The organism is Microbacterium sp. AG1240, assembly GCF_003635115.1.
Classification (GTDB): Bacteria; Actinomycetota; Actinomycetes; order Actinomycetales; family Microbacteriaceae; genus Microbacterium.
Genome location: NZ_RBXJ01000001.1, coordinates 943,490 through 961,006 on the forward strand (window position 1 = coordinate 943,490; position 17,517 = coordinate 961,006).

Here is a 17,517-nt window from a genome sequence, read left to right on the forward strand (position 1 = left end):
CCCGGTGACCTGCTTTTTTTGAGCGAATCAAAAGAAGCCGCTAGGTTGGAATCGTGCCCGATCTTCCCGTGACCTCCGAGACCGAGGGCGTGATCCGTCGATCGGGTCTGCGCGTCACGGGCACGCGGGTCGCGGTCTTCGACGCTCTGCGAGACCTGCCCCACGCGCGGGCCGACGATGTCTTCGAGCGGGTTCGCCCCGCGCTCGCTCACACCAGCCTGCAGTCGGTGTACAACGCGCTCGGCGACCTCACGGCGGCAGGCTTGGTGCGTCGGATCGAGCCGGCGGGCCACCCCGGGCTCTTCGAGCTCCGGGTCGACGACAACCACCATCACCTCGTGTGCGCGTCCTGCGGCCGTATCGAAGACGTCGACTGCACGGTCGGGGCGGCGCCCTGCCTCGTGCCGGGCGATACCCACGGCTTCACCGTCTTCTCGGCGGAGGTGACGTTCTGGGGTCTGTGCCGACCCTGCAGCGGCGCCGCAGCATCCGCCCCCACCGACTCGACCTCTGCCCTCACCCACCCCGCGGAAGGAACCGAATGACCGACAGCGATACCCCCGTCGTCACCGACGAGGAGACCGAATCGACCACGACCACCGGCCAGGAGTCGCCCGCCGCCGGCGCGAGCTGCCCCGTGCTGCACGAAGACCTTCCCCGTCCGACCGCGGGTGACCCGAACCACACGTGGTGGCCGAACAAGCTCAACATCGACCTGCTCGCGTTCAACCCGGCCGAGCGCAACCCGCTCGGCGCGGAGTTCGACTACGCCGCCGCGTTCCAGGGCCTCGACCTCGCCGCGGTGAAGGCCGAGATCCTCGAGGTGCTGACGACCTCGCAGCCCTGGTGGCCCGCCGACTTCGGCCACTACGGCCCGCTGATGATCCGCCTCGCCTGGCACAGCGCCGGCACGTACCGGGTATGGGACGGCCGCGGCGGTGCCGGAAGCGGCCAGCAGCGTTTCGCCCCGCTGAACAGCTGGCCCGACAACGTCGGTCTCGACAAGGGACGCCGCATCCTCTGGCCGCTGAAGAAGAAGTACGGGCAGAGCCTGTCGTGGGCCGACCTCTTCATCCTCGCGGGCAACGTCGCGCTGGAGTCGATGGGCTTCCAGACCTTCGGCTACGCCGGCGGCCGGAAGGACGTCTGGGAGCCCGAGAACGTCTACTGGGGCTCGGAGACCGAGTGGCTCGGCGACGAGAAGCGCTTCCCCGGTGGCCGCGAGGCGAAGAACCTCGAGAAGCCGCTCGCGGCGACCCACCTCGGACTCATCTACGTCAACCCCGAGGGCCCGGGCGGCAACCCCGACCCGATCGCCGCCGCGCACGACATCCGCGAGACGTTCGGCCGCATGGCCATGAACGACGAGGAGACCGTCGCGCTGATCGCCGGTGGCCACACCTTCGGGAAGACGCACGGAGCGGCGCCCGACTCCAACCTCGAGGGCGACGTCGAAGCCGCGGGCATGGAGCAGCAGGGCCTGGGCTGGAAGAACAACCACGGCACCGGCAAGGGCGACGATCAGATCACCAGCGGGCTCGAGGTCACCTGGACCTACCACCCGACGCGTTGGGACAACGAGTTCTTCCACATCCTCTTCTCGTACGAGTGGGAGCTGTTCAAGAGCCCGGCGGGCGCCTGGCAGTGGCGTCCGAAGGACGGCGCCGGCTCCGACCTCGTGCCGCTGGCCCACGACCCCGCGTCGCGCCGCGAACCGCGCATGCTGACGACCGACCTCGCCCTGCGTTTCGACCCGTCGTACGGTGAGATCTCGCGCCGGTTCTTCGAGAACCCCGACGCGTTCGCCGACGCGTTCGCCCGTGCCTGGTTCAAGCTCACGCACCGCGATCTCGGTCCGAAGGTGCGCTACCTCGGACCCGAGGTTCCCGCCGAAGACCTCATCTGGCAGGACCCGCTCCCGGCGGCCGAGTCCGAGCCGATCGACGAGACGGATGCTGCGGACCTCAAGCGCCGCATCCTCGAGTCGGGTCTCACGCCCGCCCAGCTCGTGTCGACCGCGTGGGCCGCAGCGTCCACGTTCCGCGGCGGCGACAAGCGCGGCGGCGTCAACGGTGCACGCATCCGTCTGGCTCCGCAGAAGGACTGGGAGGTCAACAACCCCGCCCAGCTCGCGACCGTGCTCGAGGCCCTCGAGGGCGTCAAGAGCGCGTTCGATGCGGCGCAGACCGCCGGCAAGCGCGTCTCGATCGCCGACCTCATCGTGCTGGCGGGCAACGCCGGCGTCGAGGAGGCGGCCCGCGCGGCCGGCGTCGAGGTCGTGATTCCCTTCCGCGCAGGACGCGTCGACGCGACCCCCGAGCAGACCGACGAGAAGTCGTTCGAGTGGCTGGAGCCCGTCGCCGACGGCTTCCGCAACTACCAGAGCCGGTCGGCGTCGCTCCCGGCCGAGTACCACCTGATCGACAAGGCCGCCCAGCTCACGCTGACCGCGCCCGAGACCACTGTGCTCGTCGGCGGACTCCGCGCGATCGGTGCCACCTGGGACGGCTCGTCGTTCGGTGTGCTCACCCAGACGCCGGGCGCGCTCACGAACGATTTCTTCGTGAACCTGCTCGAGCTCGGCACCACGTGGAAGCCGCTCGACCCCGGGTCGCACGCCTTCCAGGCGCACGACGACGCCACCGGTGAGGCGACCTGGATCGGCACCCGCGCCGACCTGGTGTTCGGCTCGAACTCCGAGCTGCGCGCCCTCGCCGAGGTCTACGCCTCCGACGACGCGAAGGAGAAGTTCGTCGCCGACTTCGTCGCCGCCTGGCAGAAGGTCACCGAGCTCGACCGGTTCGACCTGGTCTGAGCCCCACCACGACGCGGCTCGTCCCTCCGGGGGCGGGCCGCGTCGCCGTACCCGTGCCCGAGACGGGGGGATCGGGGCGTGCATGTCGGGGCCGCGGTCGGCGCAGCATCCATTCGCGGGATGCGGGGGATCGGTCGGGGCGCGGGTTTCGGGGTGTGGACTGCCCGCGTGTGGGCCGGAAGCCCGCGTGCGGCGCGAGCAGCACACACCTACACGCAGCCCGGGCGGGCGCGCTCAGCGGGCGTAGTGGGCGGCGAGGCGGGCGAGGCCCGCATCGAGCGACACCGCGGGAGACCAGTCGAGGTCGCGACGGATGCTGTGCTGCTCGAACCAGTGCGCGGTGGAGAGCTGCTCGGCGAGGAACCGGGTCATCGGCGGTTCGTCCGAGCCCGGGCGCACCGCCCACAGGCGCTCGACCAGCCCGCCCGCGGCGCGAGCGAGGGGCGCCGGCACGCTGACACGAGGAACCGACACACCGGCGGCACGGCACATGCCGGCGAGCAGGTCGCCGACCGGACGCGGCTCGCCGTTCGTGAGCACGTACGCGCGCCCGCCGACGTCGGGCGCGTGCTGGAGCGCGGCGACGATGCCGGATGCGGCGTTGTCGACGTAGGTCGAGTCGATGAGCGCCGTGCCCCCGTTGAGCAGCGGCAGTCGCCCGCGCCTCGCGCGGTCGATGATGCGCTCGACCAGTTGGGTATCGCCCGGGCCCCACACCAGATGCGGCCGCACGGCGACGACGGCGAGACCGTCGCGGTTGCGAGAGAGCGCGAGGATCTCGGCCTCGGCCTTGGTGCGCGCGTACTCGCCGCGCGCGCCGGCGGGGTCGGCGGGTTCCGCTCCGACCCCGGCCAGGGCGCTCCCGGCGTGCGCGACGGAGGGGGAGGAGACGTGCACGAACCGGGGGACGCCGTGCGCCTCTGCGGCGTCGAGCAGCATCCGCGTGCCGTCGACGTTCACCGCTCGGAAGTCGGCGGGCGAGCCGGCGAGCGAGACCTTCGCGGCGAGGTGCACGACGGCGTCCACACCCCGCGCGGCCCGGTCGACGATGCCGGCATCGGTGACGGACCCGAGCACGTCGATCACGCCCGGAACCCCCGAGGGGCGGCGCTGCAGCGTGCGCACCTCGTGCCCGGCATCGACGAGGGCCGCGGCGACCGCCCGCCCGAGGAACCCGGACGTACCGGTGGCGAGCACGATCACGGCGCGCTCGGCGTACGGCCCGACAGCACGCCCTCGGCCCAGGCCGACAGGCGCGAGCGGTCGATCTTGGAGTTGTGACGCACGTCGGTCGGGAGCGCCCGCACCTGCAGCACGGCCGCGATGGGCAGATCGGTGCTCTTGCGGATCGCCTCGGTCAGCGAGGGGTCGGCGAGAGCCGCCCGCCGGGCACCGGCGGTGGTCTCGATCACCGCGACGCACTGACGCAGCCCCTCGGGGCCGACGCCGACCACCGCGGCTCGCGCGACACCGTGCACCCGCTCGATGCTCTGCTCGGCCCCGACCGGGGTGACGGGGCCGTCGCTCGTCGCGATCACGTGCGGCATCCGACCCTCGATCCAGAGCCTGCCGTTCTCATCGAGATGCCCTACGTCGCCGGTGCGATGCCACCGGGCGGTGGGATCGGGCGCGACGTCGCGGGTCGCCTCGCGGTCGGTCGCCCACAGGCGGTGGTAGCCGCGCTTGAGGTGCGGTGCCGAGATGACGACCTCGCCCGTGACTGCGGGGTCGGTGGTGAGAGCGCCGGTCGCACGGCCGAGCTCGTCGAGCGGGATGATGAGCACGCGACCCGACCCGATCGGGGCTCCGACGCACACGCCCTCCTGGCCGGATGCTGCGGCGTCCTCGAGGTCGGTCAGGGTGATGTCGGTGACCAGGAGGCACTCGGTCATGCCGTACGGCGTGTGCGCGACCGCGTTCGGCATGAGCCGCTGCGCGGCGCGGAGCAGCTCGAGGCTCACGGGGGCGCCGGTGGAGAGGAACGTGCGCACGTCGGCCAGGGCCGCGCGATCGGCGTCGTCGAGATCGCCCGAGGTGGCCACGACGTTCGTGACCGCGGCGGGGGAGAGGAAGACGATCTTCGCTTCCGACTCCCGCACAGCCCGGGCGACTGCGGTGGCGGTGAGCGTGCGCGGCGCGGAGACGTCCATCTCGGGGGTCGCGGAGCGGGTGCCGAGCGCCGGACCGAGCAGCGCGAAGGGTGCGAAGCCCGTGACGAGACCGGAATCCTCGTGCACGTCGAAGTGATCGCCCAGAGCGTCACGGAGGGCCGAGAGCTGCCCGTGCGTGTACACGACGCCCTTCGCCGGTCCGGTCGAACCGGAGGTGAAGAGGACGGCAGCGTCGTCGCTCGATGCGGGGGGCTCGGGGAGCACACCCGACGCGCCGCGGGCGGCGACGTCGGCGAGGCTGTGCGAGACCCCGAGCAGCCGCGCCGTGGCCGACGGGAGTCGTGAGGCCGAGATGCGGATGCCCGACCAGCCGAGGGCGCGCGCGGCGGCGAGGCCGGCGACCTCCCCGACGACGAACCGGGGGCTCGCGCCGCGGACGGCGCGGGAGAGGCCGCGGATGCCGAGCCCGCGATCGGCGACGACCACGACCGCGCCGATACGCAGGCAGGCGTACAGCACGGCCGTCAGCGTCGGCCCCGGCTGCACGAGCAGCGAGACGCGGTCGCCGCGTCGCACGCCCATGCGGTGGAACCCGGCGGCGAGCTGCTCCACCCGGTCGGCGAGCTGGCGCCAACTGACGCGCAGCGCCGAGCCGTCGCTGCCGGCGGTCATGTCGATGACGGCCGTGCCGTCGTCGTCGCGGCGGGCGAAGAGCCGATCCCACAGGGGGGTCGAGTCGTCGGGAGGGACGGATGCGGCGGCCGGCGCGCCCGCGGTCGAGTCGAGCGTGGGGGCGACCCGGTCGGACAGCCACGCGAGCACCGTCTCGGCGTACGGCCGCTCTTCGACGAGCAGGTGGCCGGCGCCTTCGAACCGATGCACGTCGGCCCAGGGCATCCGCCGCGTCAGATCTTCGAGGTGCTTCTCCAGGAAGACGGGGTCTGTCGGGCCGCGTAGGAGGAGCGCCGGCACTCCGATTCCGCCCAGTCCGCCCGAGACCCGCTCGAGCGCGGGGGTGCTGCGGTGGTCGGGGGTCGCGGGGATGTCGGCGACGAACTCGCCGATGCCCCTCCGACGCGCGGTGGTCGCGTAGGGCGAGCGGTAGGCCGACGACACGGCCGGGTCGAGCTTCGGATCGGCGAGGGACAGTGTCGTATCGAGGAACGCCGTGGTGACCGTGGTGGCGGCGCCGAGCACGCCCCGGGCCCCGGCGACGCGGAGCGGGAACGGGATGCGCTCCTCGGACGGATGGTGCACGGCGGTGTTCAGCACGATCGCGCCGGCCAGTCTGGTCGGATTCTCGACGGCCCAGCCGAGCGAGATCGGACCGCCCCAGTCGTGCCCCAGGGTGACGATCGGCCCCTCGGGGGCGAGGGATCGCACGAGCGCGGCGAGATCGCCGATGCGCTGCTCGAGCCCGCGAGACCGCGAAGTGCGTTCGGAGTACCCCATCTCCAGCTGGTCGACGGCGATGATGCGCCAGGCGTCGCCGCCGTCGGCCGCCTGGCGCAGCGACGCGGCGAGCAGATCGCGCCACAGATACGACCACGTGGGGTTGCCGTGCACGGCGATGATCGTGCCCAGCGGCTCCGCACCGAGGCGGCGCAGTGCATCGCCGGTGTCGAGCACGTGCCACCGCGGGGAGCGTCCGACGTCGACGCCGAATCCCGGCACGGCGACGACCCGGGACAGAGCGGGGTCCAGGCCCGGCAGTCCCTCCGGCGGGAGGGTCGCCGAGAGACCGGTCTCTCGACTCACCAGGCCAGCTCGAGCATGCCGGTGTTCAGACCCGATCCCACTCCCATGAGCAGCACCCGGTCGCCCGAGCGCAACGTCGCCTTCTCGGCGTCGAGGGTGATCGGGATGGAGGCGGGCCCGACGTTGCCGAGATGCGGGTACGTCACGGGCACGCGCTTGCGGTCGAGGCCGATCGCCTTGACGATCGCGTTCGTGTGCACCGCCGAGACCTGGTGGGTGATGTAGCGGTCCATGTCCGACCACGACCAGTCCGTCCTGGCCTCCTTCCACGCCGACATGACGAGCTCCATGCCGCCCTTGAGCAGTGCCTTGGCGTCGGTGAACATGCCGTCGACGCTGCCGACGCAGAGTTCGTGGAACTGGGTCGCCGCGCGGGTGACGCCGCCGAGGATGCGGTGCCCCTCCGGATGCTCGCTGGCGCGCCCGAGCACGGCGGCAGCCGAGCCGGAGCCCAGCGTGAGGGTGGCGAACTCGCTCATGAAGGAGTCGCGGTCGATGTCGCTGCCCAGCAGGCGCGCCACCGTGTTCACCTGCACGTCGTCCGCATCCTCACCGTTGACGATGAGGGCGTAGCGCACCTGACCCGACTGGATCATGCCCGCCGCCAGGCTCATCCCGTTGATGAAGCCGAGGCAGGCGTTCGCGACGTCGAAGTTGACGGCCGAGCTCGGCAGGCCCAGCTCGTGGTGCAGGCGCACCGCGACCGAGGGCTCGAGGTGCTTGCGCGTGACGGAGGTGTTGATGATGAGCCCGACCTCGGCGGGGTCGACGCCGGCCTCGGCCAGAGCGCGCTGGGCGGCGATGACGGTCGAGGTGTCGGCGGATTCGCCTTCGGCCCAGTTGCGCCGCTCGAGCACGCCGGCGACGCGACGCAGGAGTCCGGGCTTCAGGTGCATCCGGGACAGGGCCGAGGCGAGTCGGCGCTCGATATCGTCGGACGAGGTGACGCGTCCGGGTAACTGGCTGGCGACCGAGATGAGCGCGACATCATCGAATCGGGTCGTGGCGTTTCCGTGCAAGAGATCTCCGGTAGTGACGGCGGTCGACGGGGCAGGGCACTGCGTGTGCGCGAGCTCGCGGCCACATCCTTGCAACCCTAATCCGCTCCGTATGAGCGAGGGCGTATGCGTTGGCCCCTTGCGGAATCTCCCCAGGAAGGGATCAGAGACGCCCGGCCGCCTTCAGCGCCAGATATCGGTCGGCGACGAGCGGCGGCAGAGCCTCGGCGTCGGCCACGAGGGCTTCGCCCCCGGCGCGGCGCACGGCGGCCGCGACGCGCCCGGCATCGCGCCGCGCGCGCTCCACGGCGGCGGCGGCGTAGACGTCGGACGCGTCGTCGAAGATCGGGTCCGACGCATCGGCGTCGGTGGCGGTCGCGACGAGAACCCGGGTGCGGTCGGCGAGCCCGGAGAGACTGGCGAGGAACCCGCGGGCGGCGAGCGGCTCGTCGTGGGCGGTGAGCAGCACGACGAGCGACGGCCGGCCCGTGAGCCGGCGCACCTGCGCGAACGCGGCATCCCAGTCGGTGTCGATGAGCTGCGGCTCCACCGGTGCCATGGCGTCGACCATCGCCGGCAGAAGCGCCGGGCCGTCGAGGCGGGTCACGCGGCCCCGCACCGCGCGATCGAACAGGAGCAGGTGCACGTGGTCGCCCGCGCGCGCCGCGAGGGCGGCGAGCAGCAGGGCAGACTCCATCGCGGCGTCGAGGCGAACGCCGTCTCCCACGCGTGCGGCGGCCGTGCGCCCGGTGTCGATGACGACGACGATGTGGCGGTCGCGTTCGGGGCGCCACGTGCGCAGCATCGTCGTGCCCGCTCGTGCGGTGGCACGCCAATCGATCGCGCGCACGTCGTCGCCGCGGACGTACTCGCGAAGGGAGTCGAATTCCGTTCCCTGGCCGCGCACCTGCACGCTCGTGTTGCCGTCGAGTTCGCGCAGGCGTGCGAGACGCGAAGGCAGGTGGCGCCGCGACGTGAACGGCGGGAGCACGCGGACGCGGCCGGGGGCGTCGATCCACGCCTGGCGGCCTGCAAGACCGAGCGGTCCGCTCGAGCGCACCACCACGCCGTCGGTGCCGAGCTCGCCGCGGCGCCGCGGCCGGAGGGCGATCGGCACCGATCGGCGCTCGCCGGGCGGGAGGTCGACGGCGGGCCGATCGGCCGACGCGCCGGCCGTCGGCTGCCACGCATCGCGTATCCGTCCGCGCAATCGGCGGTCGCCGGTATTCGTCACGAGGAGCTCGGTGGCGAGCGGCTCGTCGCGCAGCACGCGCGGGGGGACCCGCCGATCGATCGACACGCGACGCGGGTCGGCCGCAGCCGCAGCATCCGCCCCCGTCGCCGCGAGCGCGAGCAGCACCCACACCCCGGCGGCGGCCCACGGGCTCACCCCTCCGACCGAGAGCACCACGACGGGCACGACGCCGAGGGCGACGAGAAGAGCGAGACGACCGGTGACGAACATGCGCGTGATCAGATGGGAACGCGGGTCTGCTGGACGACGGACGAGAGGATCGCGTCGACCGACACTCCTTCGATCTCCGCCTCGGGGCGCAGCCGGATCCGGTGACGCCACGTCGGCACGAGCATCGTCTGCACGTGGTCGGGGGTGATGGCGGGGTACCCGCCGAGCCACGCCCACGCCTTCGCCGCCGCGAGGAGTCCCGTCGAGGCGCGCGGGCTGACCCCCAGTTCGACGGAGGGACTCTCGCGGGTCGCCCGGGCGAGGTCGACGACGTACGCGAGCACGTCGTCGGCGACGGCGACGGATGCGGCGGCCCGGCGGGCGGCGAGGATATCCGCCGGTGCGACGGCCGCCTGCACGCCGGCCTCGCCGAGCTCGCGCGGGTCGAAGCCGTTGGCGTGACGGCGGAGCACGGCGACCTCCGCATCGCGATCGGGTATGCCCACGACGAGCTTGAGCAGGAAGCGGTCGAGCTGCGCCTCGGGCAGGGTGTAGGTGCCCTCGTGCTCGACCGGGTTCTGTGTCGCGGCGACGAGGAACGGCTCGGGAAGGGGCCGTGTGACCCCGTCGGTGGAGACCTGCCGCTCCTCCATGGCCTCCAGGAGCGCGGCCTGCGTCTTGGGCGGGGTGCGGTTGATCTCGTCGGCCAGCACGACGTTCGTGAACACCGGCCCGGCACGGAACTCGAATTCGCCGGTGCGCGCGTCGTAGACGAGCGATCCCGACACGTCGCCGGGCATGAGGTCGGGCGTGAACTGGATGCGCTTGGTGTCGAGCCCGAGTGCGCGGCTGAACGAGCGGACGAGCAGCGTCTTGGCCACGCCCGGCACGCCCTCCAGCAGCACGTGGCCACCCGCCAGCAGGGCGATGAGCAGCCCGGTCACGGTGCCGTCCTGGCCCACCACGGCCTTGCCCACCTCGAGACGCACGCGGTGCATCCCCTCGCGGAGGGCGGCTTCGTCTGATGCGGCCGTCTGTTCGTCGCTCATCGGGTGTTCCTTTCGGGTCGAACGGCGGCGTGCACGCGCGCCTCGAGGTCGCGCAGGCGGGCCGCCCACTCGACGAGGTCGCTGTCGTTACGCGGGGTGGTGTCGATGAGGATGCTGCGCACCGACGCGTGGTCGCCGCCGAGGCGCGCGGCGACGGCGTCGACGATGTCCTCGGGACGCGCGGTGGCGGAGAGACCGAGCATGCGCGCGAGGCGTTCGAGCGCGCCGAGCCGCAGCTGGTCGAGGGCGTGCCCCGGATCGTTCGCACGGGCGTACAGGCGAGCGCGCCCGGCCGTCGTCTCCGAAGCACGCACCACGACGGGCAGGTTCTCGACGACGAGCGGACCGAATCGGCGCCCGCGCCAGAACCCCGCGGCGACGGCGGCGAGCAGGAGCAGCACCAGCGCCGGTGTCACCCAGCGGGGTGTCAACTCGCCGAGGGTGGGTGCGGCGGTGGAGATGTCGGAGTCGGAGAGCGACGGCACGTACCAGACGACGCGCGGGTGAGTTCCGACGATGCCGAGGGCCAGAGCGGCGTTTCCGGCGTCGGCGAGCACGTCGTTCGCGAACATCGCCCGTCCGTCCACCGCCGTCACGCGCGTCGGCCCCGTCTCGCCGACGAGGAGGGCGAATCCGTCGCCGGACGGGTAGCAGCCGGTGACGCCGTCACCGGGGGTCATGAGCGAGCCGCCGACGACGCCCCCGGCGCGGTCGGCCACGGCGAGGTCGCAGGCGGGGGCGAGTTCGTCGGTGCCGGCCGATCCCGCGAGCTGTGAGCCGGGAAGGAGGAGGCGGAGCGTCCTGCTGCGCGGTTCGAGGATGACGATCTCGTCGGCCGCCGACGCGAGCTCGCCGATCGCCTCGTCCGAGAGCGCGGGAGCGTCGGGCAGGACGAGTGTCGCGCCGCCGCCGAGGGCGGCACGCGCCGTGGCGCGATCGCGGGTCACGCGCACGTCGATGCCCTGGTCGACGAGGATGCGTGCGAGCGCGCCGGTGCCCGCAGGGCCCGCGGACTCCGGATCGAGGGCGTCGCGCTCGGCCCATCCGTCGCCGGCCAGCACCGTGCCGATCAGGGCGAGCGCGACCACCGCTGCGACGATGGCCCCCCACCCGAGCAGAGCACGTCGGAGGCGGTTCGGTGCAGCGGCGATGCGGGTGCGCTCGGTCGTGACGGTCATGAGACGCCCGCCAGGGCCGGACGCGCGCGAGCCAGATCGTCGTCGAGGGTGCTGATCGCGCGGTAGGCGGTCTCGCTACCGGGGCGCCGCAGGTACCGCACGTCGTCGAACGCGGCGGCCGCCTCATCCATCCGCTGAGACTCGGCCGGGAAGACGAGCGCTGCCCGTCGTGCGAAACCGTGCACGGTCGTGCCGGCCGACACCTCGACGAGGGTGCGCTCGGCGAGCGCGCGGGCGAGCGCGCGGAAGCGCAGCACGATGGCGTCGTTCCACTCGCCGGCCGATGCGGCGGCGGCGGCGTCTCGACGGAGGTCGGCCGCCGTCCGCGCATCGGTGTCGCCGAACAGCGGTGTCGCGAGGGAGGGGAGGCGAGCGCTGCGCCGCGGCCGACCCCAGATGAGGGTCCCGGCCACGATGAGCACCGCGACGAGGACGGCGATGACGATGGCCGCGACCGGCCCCCAGTCGCCCGTGAGCTGTCCGTTGAACAGGCCGCCGACGAACTCGACCACGGCTCGGGCGGCGCGATCGAGGAGGTTCGGCTCCGCGGCGGCGTAGCGAGGGTCGGAGAGCTCGCGCTCGGCCCACTCGCGTGCGGCGTCGCGGTCGGGCGAGAGAGGAGCCGCGGCGAGCACGTGGGTCAGGATCGCGGGGGCCGTCACGAGCCGTCGCCCGGCGCGGACCAGCGCGTCGGCGAGGGGTCAGCGGGCGCGGCCGGAGCCGGGGGAGCGGGGTGCGTGGCCCCGTCCGGCCCCGCGTGCGCGGTCGCGGGACGGTCGTACCCGGTCGGGGGCGCGTACCCCTGGGGCGGTGCGTACCCCTGCGGCGGGTAGGGGTACTGCGGCGGCCGCGGGCCTGCGGTGCGCCCGATGTTCTCGCGGTAGGGATCGGGCAGACCGGTGCCGCCGGCGTCCCTGCGCTCGACGTACGTCTGCAGGTCGAGGTCGAGTCCCTCGTGCCGCATGCGGCAGTCGACGTATATGAGGGCGGTCGCGGTGGACTGCACGATGACGGCCACGCACTGGACGAAGAGGGTCAGCACCTGCGTGAGCACGGTGGACGCGATGTAGCCGATGATCGCTGTCGGCTCCGGATCGCCCGTGGGCGTCAGAGCGGTGGTGAACCCGAGGGAGACGAAGGAGGTCGGGATGCTGATGAGCTGCGCGATCGCGCCGAAGGTGAACGAGATGATCACCACGATGCCGAGGGTCGGCCAGAACCGCCGGCGGGTGAGCCGCCACGACCGGACGATCGCCGTGCGGATGCTCGCGTGCTCGAGGATGATGACCGCCGGCACCAGCAGAAGCTTCGTGGTGAGCCACAGCGACAGCGGGATCGCTCCGAGGACGGCGAGGATGCCGCCCAGGATCGCCAGCGGGAGCACCGCGACACCGACCGCGAACAGCAGTCCGCCGACGACCGCGATGGCGATCAGAGCCGCCAGTGTCACGAGGAAGGTGTATCCGATGAGGCGCCACGCGACCGGCTTCACGCGTCGCCAGATCTCGCCGAGGGTGGGCTTCTCGGCCACGACGGCGGAGGCGACCTCGCTCACCACGACGCCCTGCACGATGACCCCGAGGGCGGCGGTGGCGAGGCCGAGCACGAAGCCGGTGATGCCCGTCGCGGCGATCGATCCGATCATCACGGCGTCGTAGTCGTCGGTCCCCCTCGGGATGGTCTCCAGGCGCGAGAACGACGCGAAGGCGACCCCGCCCGTGGCGACGATGAGCACGATGTAGGAGACGACCTGCACGCACAGCGCGAAGCCCAGGAGCACCTTCGGGTTCTGCCGGAGGGCCACGAACGAACGACCGAGGATCGTGCCGAAGCCGAAGGGGTGCAGCGGGACGATGCCCGGTCGCGGGGCAGGGCTCCAGGCCGGATACGCGGTCACGGTCGGTGCCTCCTCGTGCTGCGGCGGTCGTCCCATCGTGTCATACGCCACGCGGCGGATGCGGCTACCTCTCCGACACGTCGACTACTCTGTGGGGAGCGCACGGGGAGGCTGTTGCGCGGGCCCATGGCGCCTGGGCCGGACGCGGGAGGGCGAAGCGCATATGACTTCACGGATCCTGGTGGTCGACGACGACACCGCACTCGCCGAGATGATCGGCATCGTGCTGAGCACCGAGGGATTCGAGACGGCCTTCTGCGCGGACGGAGCCCAGGCCGTCGACGCCTGGCGCCGCGAGCGGCCCGATCTGATCCTGCTCGACCTCATGCTCCCCGGCATGGACGGCATCGAGATCTGCACCCGCGTGCGTGCGGAATCGGGCGTGCCCATCATCATGCTGACCGCCCGCACCGACACCGCCGACGTGGTGAAGGGGCTCGAGTCGGGCGCCGACGACTACATCATGAAGCCGTTCAACCCGAAGGAGCTCGTCGCGCGCATCCGCACGCGTCTGCGCCCCGCGGGCCAGCCGAGCAGCGAGACCCTCCGCATCGGCGATCTCACCGTCGACGTCGCCGCGCACGAGGTGCGCCGCGGCGACGCCCCGATCGGCCTGACCCCGCTCGAGTTCGAACTGCTCGTCGCGCTGGCGTCGAAGCCGCAGCAGGTGTTCTCCCGCGAGATGCTGCTGGAGCAGGTGTGGGGTTACCACTACAAGGCCGACACCCGCCTGGTCAACGTCCACGTGCAGCGCCTCCGCGCCAAGGTCGAGAACGACCCCGACAACCCGCGCATCGTCACGACCGTGCGCGGCGTCGGATACCGCGCCGGGGCGGTCGTGTGAGGCCCTGATGACCGGCCCGGTCATCACCTCGACGGTGCGCGTCATCCGCGACTGGCGGGCGTGGCCGACCCGACTCGCAACACTGTGGCGTCGTTCGCTGCGATTCCGAACGGTGCTGCTGACGGTGGGGCTGACGGCCCTCGCCATTCTCGTGGCGTGCGTCGGCATGGCCCTCGCGATCCAGAACGACCTCTTCCAGTCGCGGCTGAACCAGGTGCTCGAAAGCTCCCAGAACGCCACGATCGCGGCGCAGAAGACGCTCGAATCGACCGTGGACACCGGTGAGAGCGCGGTCGCGAGGCAGAACCTCCTGACCAGCATCCAGCAGCCTCTGCTGCAGCAGGCGTCGAGCGACGTGTTCGCGTTCTACCGCATCGGCACCGATATCTCACCCCTCGCGCCCCAGAACCAGACGTCTCGCGGGTTCGACGAGAGCATCCTGTCGCCCGGGCTCCGCGAGCAGGTGCAGAACGGCGACAGCGGCTCGCAGTGGTGGCAGTCGGTGCCCCTTCCGACGTCGGGCGGTGGCACGGTACCCGGCATCGTGGTCGGGCAGCAGCTCGAGATCCCCGACGTCGGACCCTACGAGCTCTACCTCGCCTACGACTTCGCCAGTCCCGCTCAGACCCTCTCGTTCGTGCAGTTCGTGCTGTGGATGGTCGGGATCGTGCTTCTCATCCTCATCGGCGGTATCGCGTGGTACGTGCTGCGCTCGGTGACGACCCCCATCGGCGAGGCCGCCGACACGAGCGCGAAGCTCGCGTCGGGCGACCTCGGGGTGCGACTGGACGTCCGCGGCGACGACGAGCTCGCCACGCTCGGGCGTTCGTTCAACGCGATGGCCGACAGCATCCAGTCGCAGATCAAGGAGCTCGCCGACCTCTCGCTCGTGCAGCAGCGGTTCGTCTCCGACGTCTCGCACGAGTTGCGCACCCCGCTGACGACCATCCGGCTGGCCGCCGACATGCTGAACGATCGCCGTGACGACTTCGACCCCGCGACGGCGCGGGCCGCCGAGCTGCTCCACGCCCAGGTGCAGCGCTTCGAGACGCTGCTGACCGACCTCCTCGAGATCAGCCGCTACGACGCCGGGTCGGTGCAGCTCGAACTCGAGCCCACGAGCCTGGCCCACCTCGCCGAAGACGTCATCGCGTCGATGTCGCAGCTCGCCCAGCAGCACGGATCGGACGTGCGGCTCGTGGCGCCCGGCGGCTATTCGCCGGTCGAGATGGACCCGCGGCGCATCCGCCGCATCGTGCGCAACCTGCTCGGCAACGCCATCGAGCACGGCGAGGGGCGGCCGATCGTGATCACGGTAGACAGCGACCAGCGCACCGTCGCCCTGGGCGTGCTCGACTACGGTATGGGGATGCTGCCGGCCGACGCCGAGCGCGTCTTCGACCGGTTCTGGCGCGCCGACCCCTCTCGCAAGCGCACGATCGGCGGCACCGGTCTCGGGCTCTCGATCGCGCTGGGCGATGCGCGGCTGCACGGCGGCACCCTGGCGGTGTGGTCGGAACCGGGCCGGGGATCGCACTTCGTGCTCACGCTGCCGCGCGACGGCTCGCGCGTGGAGGGCTCGCCCATCCCGCTCGCTCCGCGAGAGGGCGAGGTCGCCCCGTTCGGAGCGCTGGGGCTCACCCAGCCGATCCACGTCTCGGACGGTGCCTCGTGAGGCGCGTCATCGCCGCGCTCGCGGTGGGGATGCTGCTGCTCCTGGCCGGCTGCACGGGACTGCCGACCTCGGGGCCGGTGCAGCCGGGACTCCTTCCCCGCGAGGCCGACGACTCCCCGCCGTTCGACCTCGTCCCCGATCCGCCGCAGGCCGGCGCGTCGCCCCAGCAGATCGTCGACGGCTTCCTGCGTGCCGGAGTCGGCGCGCAGAACGACTGGAAGACCGCTCGCGAATACCTCACGACCGACTTCGCACCCCAGTGGCAGCCGAGGTCGGTGACGATCGACCGACTCAGCGAGCGGGCCGCCGCGCCCTCGTCGCCGTCCCCGACACCGTCGCAGGGATCCGACTCCGTCGAGATCACCCAGCGCGTGACCGCGGAGGCGTTCGTCTCGGACACGGGGGAGTACACCCCCGCCGACGGCAGACCGATCTCGCTGGCGTTCCACCTCGTGCAGACCGACGAGGGATGGCGCATCGACCGTGCCCCGAACGGCATCGTGCTCTACCAAGAGGTCTTCACGAGCGTCTTCCGGCCGGCATCGATCATGTACTTCGATCCGACCTACACCTACCTCGTGCCCGATGAGCGGTGGTTCCCGAACACGCTCATCGCGGCGCGGGTCGCCCAGGCCCTCGTCGACGGTCCGCCGAGCGAGTGGCTGGCGCGGGGCATCGCCAACGCCTTCCCCGAGAACGTGACCCTCGCCAGCAGCGCCGTGCCGCTCGAAGACGGCGGCACCACCGCGCAGGTCGAGTTCACCCCGGCCGTCCTCGCGCTCGACGATCTCACCCTCAACCGCATGCAGACCCAGCTCGAGAAGAGCCTCGAGTCGGTCGGCGTCGCCGAGGTGCAGATGAACGTCGGCACGACACCCGTCACGGCGCAGGCCGTCGCCGTGCGTTCCACCCGCGTGAACTCCAACCCCCTCGTCGAGATCGCCGGGGGTGAGTTCGGGTTCCTCAGCTCGAACACCGTGGAGGCGGTGCCCGGGATCTCCGGCGCCGTGCGCGAGATCGACGCCGCATCCGTCGTCCTCGCCGCCGACCATCGCACCGCTGCCGTGCAGAACACGGACGGCGCGATCCTGCGTGCGTTCGCGGACGGCACATACGAGGTTCTCGACGGCAGCTCCGTCGACCTCGTCGTCCCGTCGCTCGATACGCAGGGAGCGGTGTGGTCGGCATCGGCGAGCACGCCCGACTCCTTCACGGTGTACCCCCTCGACGGCGAGCCCGTCACGGTGTCGGCCTCTCTCTGGACGAGCGCCATGGAGATCTCGGCGTTCCAGGTCTCTCGCGACGGAACGCGGCTCGCCGCTCTCGTGCTCACCAGCGACCGCACCGAGGTATGGGTCGCCGCCATCACGCGCGAAGGCGGGGTGCCCGTCGCCGTCGGCGAACCGCAGGTGCTCGCCACCACGTCGTCGCTGGGACTCGACCTGGCCTGGCTCGACGACCTCAGCGTGGGGGTGCTGCTCGCCTCGGAACAGGGATCGACCGTGCTGCTGCAACCGGTGGGCGGGCGGGGGTCTTCCAACGCGGTGACCTCCGACGCCGTCAGCATCTCGGGCGGCAACTCCAGCGTTCGCCTGCGGACCTTCGACGGAGCACTGCTCATCCAGCGCGGCGCGAACTGGGAGGAAGCGGCCGGCGACATCGCCGTCCTCGGCGTTCAGCAGGGCGCGCCGGAGTAGTTCGTCTCCTCCCCAGGCGGGAGGAAGGCGGCATCCGTTCTCGTCCTGTCCGCTCGGCGCTCGATCGCTCCTCGGACGCGCAACGATGAC

The 17,517-nt window shown here is 72.0% G+C and carries 13 protein-coding genes; 5 read left to right on the top strand and 8 right to left on the bottom strand.

Features of this window, described 5'->3' with window-relative positions; genetic code table 11:
• The first annotated feature begins 53 nt into the window (after positions 1-53).
• On the top strand, positions 54-545 hold the full coding sequence (locus DEU34_RS04320) for a Fur family transcriptional regulator (protein WP_259460022.1): 492 nt from the start codon (positions 54-56) through the stop codon (positions 543-545).
• Entirely contained in the window at positions 542-2,815 is a 2,274-nt protein-coding gene (gene katG, locus DEU34_RS04325; RefSeq protein ID WP_121148969.1) for a catalase/peroxidase HPI, read from the top strand. The genes DEU34_RS04320 and katG overlap by 4 nt, the downstream gene beginning before the upstream one ends.
• A gap of 234 nt (positions 2,816-3,049) precedes the next feature.
• Here katG and DEU34_RS04330 read toward each other — a convergent pair whose 3' ends face one another.
• The 8 genes from DEU34_RS04330 to DEU34_RS04365 form a co-directional block, all read right to left on the bottom strand.
• Positions 3,050-4,018: an NAD(P)-dependent oxidoreductase gene (locus tag DEU34_RS04330; protein ID WP_121148970.1), complete on the bottom strand. Its 969-nt coding sequence runs from the start codon at positions 4,016-4,018 to the stop codon at positions 3,050-3,052.
• A complete protein-coding gene (locus tag DEU34_RS04335) occupies positions 4,015-6,684 on the bottom strand; it encodes an alpha/beta fold hydrolase (protein WP_121148971.1) in 2,670 nt (889 codons plus the stop codon). Before DEU34_RS04335 ends, DEU34_RS04330 begins: the two co-directional genes overlap by 4 nt.
• Positions 6,681-7,703, bottom strand: coding sequence for a 3-oxoacyl-ACP synthase III (locus DEU34_RS04340; RefSeq protein ID WP_121148972.1), 1,023 nt, complete (start codon positions 7,701-7,703; stop codon positions 6,681-6,683). The genes DEU34_RS04335 and DEU34_RS04340 overlap by 4 nt, the downstream gene beginning before the upstream one ends.
• A 142-nt stretch (positions 7,704-7,845) precedes the next feature.
• Positions 7,846-9,147 carry a DUF58 domain-containing protein gene (locus tag DEU34_RS04345; protein ID WP_121148973.1) on the bottom strand — a complete coding sequence of 434 codons (1,302 nt, stop codon included), beginning with the start codon at positions 9,145-9,147 and terminating at the stop codon, positions 7,846-7,848.
• Between the two features lie 8 nt (positions 9,148-9,155).
• A complete protein-coding gene (locus DEU34_RS04350) occupies positions 9,156-10,136 on the bottom strand; it encodes a MoxR family ATPase (protein ID WP_121148974.1) in 981 nt (326 codons plus the stop codon).
• Positions 10,133-11,314 (bottom strand): DUF4350 domain-containing protein, encoded by a 1,182-nt coding sequence (locus DEU34_RS04355; protein WP_121148975.1) that lies wholly within the window; start codon positions 11,312-11,314, stop codon positions 10,133-10,135. Before DEU34_RS04355 ends, DEU34_RS04350 begins: the two co-directional genes overlap by 4 nt.
• Positions 11,311-11,976 (bottom strand): DUF4129 domain-containing protein, encoded by a 666-nt coding sequence (locus DEU34_RS04360; protein WP_183042356.1) that lies wholly within the window; start codon positions 11,974-11,976, stop codon positions 11,311-11,313. The genes DEU34_RS04355 and DEU34_RS04360 overlap by 4 nt, the downstream gene beginning before the upstream one ends.
• Positions 11,973-13,211: a glycerophosphoryl diester phosphodiesterase membrane domain-containing protein gene (locus DEU34_RS04365; RefSeq protein WP_121149713.1), complete on the bottom strand. Its 1,239-nt coding sequence runs from the start codon at positions 13,209-13,211 to the stop codon at positions 11,973-11,975. The genes DEU34_RS04360 and DEU34_RS04365 overlap by 4 nt, the downstream gene beginning before the upstream one ends.
• Positions 13,212-13,374: 163 nt before the next feature.
• Here DEU34_RS04365 and mtrA point away from each other — a divergent pair, with 163 nt between their 5' ends.
• The 3 genes from mtrA to DEU34_RS04380 are packed head-to-tail and all read left to right on the top strand — an operon-like array spanning position 13,375 to position 17,427.
• Complete coding sequence (gene mtrA / locus DEU34_RS04370) at positions 13,375-14,055, top strand: MtrAB system response regulator MtrA (RefSeq protein ID WP_116646071.1); 681 nt, start codon at positions 13,375-13,377, stop codon at positions 14,053-14,055.
• Between the two features lie 7 nt (positions 14,056-14,062).
• Positions 14,063-15,730, top strand: coding sequence for an MtrAB system histidine kinase MtrB (gene mtrB, locus DEU34_RS04375; protein WP_121148977.1), 1,668 nt, complete (start codon positions 14,063-14,065; stop codon positions 15,728-15,730).
• Entirely contained in the window at positions 15,727-17,427 is a 1,701-nt protein-coding gene (locus DEU34_RS04380) for an LpqB family beta-propeller domain-containing protein (RefSeq protein ID WP_121148978.1), read from the top strand. The genes mtrB and DEU34_RS04380 overlap by 4 nt, the downstream gene beginning before the upstream one ends.
• Positions 17,428-17,517: the final 90 nt, after the last annotated feature.

Excerpts from the sequence above, each read along its gene's own strand:
- katG (WP_121148969.1), top strand. The coding sequence starts at position 542 with ATGACCGACAGCGATACCCCCGTCGTCACCGACGAGGAGACCGAATCG.
- DEU34_RS04345 (WP_121148973.1), bottom strand. The coding sequence starts at position 9,147 with ATGTTCGTCACCGGTCGTCTCGCTCTTCTCGTCGCCCTCGGCGTCGTG.
- DEU34_RS04350 (WP_121148974.1), bottom strand. The coding sequence starts at position 10,136 with ATGAGCGACGAACAGACGGCCGCATCAGACGAAGCCGCCCTCCGCGAG.
- DEU34_RS04355 (WP_121148975.1), bottom strand. The coding sequence starts at position 11,314 with ATGACCGTCACGACCGAGCGCACCCGCATCGCCGCTGCACCGAACCGC.
- mtrA (WP_116646071.1), top strand. The coding sequence starts at position 13,375 with ATGACTTCACGGATCCTGGTGGTCGACGACGACACCGCACTCGCCGAG.
- mtrB (WP_121148977.1), top strand. The coding sequence starts at position 14,063 with ATGACCGGCCCGGTCATCACCTCGACGGTGCGCGTCATCCGCGACTGG.